Raw genomic sequence first — 2,142 nt, 5'->3', positions numbered from 1 at the left:
TCACTCGTTGTTCAGTTTTCAAAGATCAATGTCTCTTTCAGTTCATCACCGCGTCTCACGCAGCGACCTTTATAATATATCACAGGTCATTTGTTATCGTCAAGCGTTTTTTATTTTTATTTTTCAAACCGCTTCTCGATCACTGACTGCTCCATATCTTGTCCGAAGAGCCGAGTATTAATGTAACACATAACATGAATCGGCGTCAACTACCCGAATAAGGTTATTTTCAAGCCTATAAGCATGACCAGCCCCGGAAGACCCAGAACGGATACGGCCCCTATCGTGGCCGGGTTCAGCGGAATGTACACCGTCCCCGCCAATGTAGTGAAATCGACGATATACAGCCCCACAGCGGCCAGGATCAGGTGGGAGCCGAAAAGGCCCAGCCACCCCCAACCCAATCTTTTTTTAAATATGACTGCCATCAGTAACACAGCAGATACAATCAATACGCCTGCCGCTATCGCTTTCATTGCCGTCGCCCCCTCATCTCGAACTATAGCCGGTTGCGCTTTAAGCCGATTCTTTTGGCATGCTTCAGGTGAATTTGATATTTCCGCTCCGCGGCCTCCAGAATATAGATGGCATAATCAATCTGGTCCTGACCGACAGCTTCGTCAAACATCAGGTGAGCTCTTTCCCATTCGATTTGAGCCTTCCTCACCTCGGTAAACACATCCCAACTCTCGTCCAGATCCTCCCCTGGTCCGTTGCCGTCCTTCCGGCGCCACCCGCTCCACCAGCCCATCTTCGATTCCTCCTTTAATGAATTGTCTATGACGGACTTATCGCCGTATATTCTCATTCATATCGGGATCAGGACAAACTTAGAACCAGGAAGTAGCGCGTTCTCATCGACTGATGTTTGCTGTGAGCAGGAATATTATTGTCTTAGAGGGGTTTGACGTCTTAAAAAATGCATAAAAAAAGAAGCCCTTGACGGACTTCTATCATCAAATGGCTTCAAAAAAGCTCGCGCCGGCCTTCCAGCGCCTTGGACAAGGTCACCTCATCCGCATATTCGAGATCGCCGCCGACAGGCAAGCCATGGGCAATTCTGGTTACTTTGACCTCAAACGGACGGACGAGACGGGAAATATACATCGCCGTAGCCTCACCCTCGATATTAGGGTTGGTAGCCAGAATAAGCTCCTGCACTCTTTCGTCGCTAAGTCTTGTGAGCAGCTCCTTTAACCGAATGTCATCCGGCCCGACGCCCTCCATTGGAGAGATCGCGCCTTGCAGCACATGATAATACCCGTTGAATTCCTTGGTCCGCTCCATGGCGACAAGATCCTTGGAATCCTGCACCACGCAAATGACCGAGGCGTCGCGCGCTTTGTCCTGGCAAATCCGGCACGGATCAGTATCGGTAATATTGCAGCAGACCGAGCAATAATGAAGATTGCGTTTTACGCTGACGAGCGCTTTGGCAAAATCAATGGTTTCGTCTTCTTTCATGTTCAGCACATGAAACGCAAGCCGCGCGGCCGTCTTCGGGCCAATTCCCGGCAAACGCGTAAAAGCATCGATCAGCTTGGCTAGCGGTTCGGGGTAATACATCCCGTTAGAACAGGCCCGGAATCTTCATGCCGCCGGTGAATTTGCCCATATCCGCACTGGCCAGCTCTTCCGCTTTGGTCAAAGCGTCGTTCACTGCCGTAATGACCAAATCCTGCAGCATTTCCACATCTTCCGGATCTACCGCTTCCGGCTTAATTTCGATGGACAGCAATTTCTTGTGTCCGTTCACCTGGACGGTCACGACTCCGCCGCCGGAGGAGCCTTCCACCGTTTTGCTGCCAAGTTCTTCTTGGGCTTTCAGCATCTGTTCCTGCATCTTTTTGACTTGCTTCATCATTTGATTCATATTGTTCATTGTTATCTCTCCTCGTGAATACGCGCAACCTGCGCGATTGGTATGCTGCGGGTCAATCCTTTATGACAACGAGGTCTTCGCCAAAAAGCTGAATGGCCTCGTCAATCCAAGGTTCCTTGGAAGTCCCCTCGGCTTCATGTTCATGTTCCAGACGGAGTTCCTCTTTAACCGCAGGCTGCGCCGATTTGGCGGAAGCTTCATTCCAATCCCGGAGCATGACGGTGACCAGACGGTACGGCTTGCCCAGACGAGCCTCCAGC

General features: G+C 50.7%; 4 protein-coding genes and 1 pseudogene. All 5 read right to left on the bottom strand.

The genetic code is table 11. The annotated features are described in order from the left end of the window. Positions 1–209 precede the first annotated feature (209 nt). Positions 210–476: a pro-sigmaK processing inhibitor BofA family protein gene (locus tag L692_RS0123405; RefSeq protein WP_025702380.1), complete on the bottom strand. Its 267-nt coding sequence runs from the start codon at positions 474–476 to the stop codon at positions 210–212. A gap of 23 nt (positions 477–499) precedes the next feature. Continuing rightward, on the bottom strand, positions 500–751 hold the full coding sequence (locus L692_RS30020; protein ID WP_036725217.1) for a DUF2508 family protein: 252 nt from the start codon (positions 749–751) through the stop codon (positions 500–502). A gap of 215 nt (positions 752–966) precedes the next feature. Further along, entirely contained in the window at positions 967–1,566 is a 600-nt protein-coding gene (gene recR / locus L692_RS0123395) for a recombination mediator RecR (RefSeq protein ID WP_025702379.1), read from the bottom strand. Positions 1,567–1,570: 4 nt separating this feature from the next. Beyond that, complete coding sequence (locus L692_RS0123390) at positions 1,571–1,882, bottom strand: YbaB/EbfC family nucleoid-associated protein (protein WP_025702378.1); 312 nt, start codon at positions 1,880–1,882, stop codon at positions 1,571–1,573. Between the two features lie 52 nt (positions 1,883–1,934). Beyond that, positions 1,935–2,142, bottom strand: a pseudogene (locus L692_RS33195) (DNA polymerase III subunit gamma/tau); the annotation flags it as partial.

The organism is Paenibacillus forsythiae T98 (assembly GCF_000520735.1).
GTDB lineage: Bacteria > Bacillota > Bacilli > Paenibacillales > Paenibacillaceae > Paenibacillus_AQ > Paenibacillus_AQ forsythiae.
The sequence above is the reverse complement of the archived record's forward strand: the minus strand, read 5'-3'. Positions and strand labels throughout refer to the sequence as shown.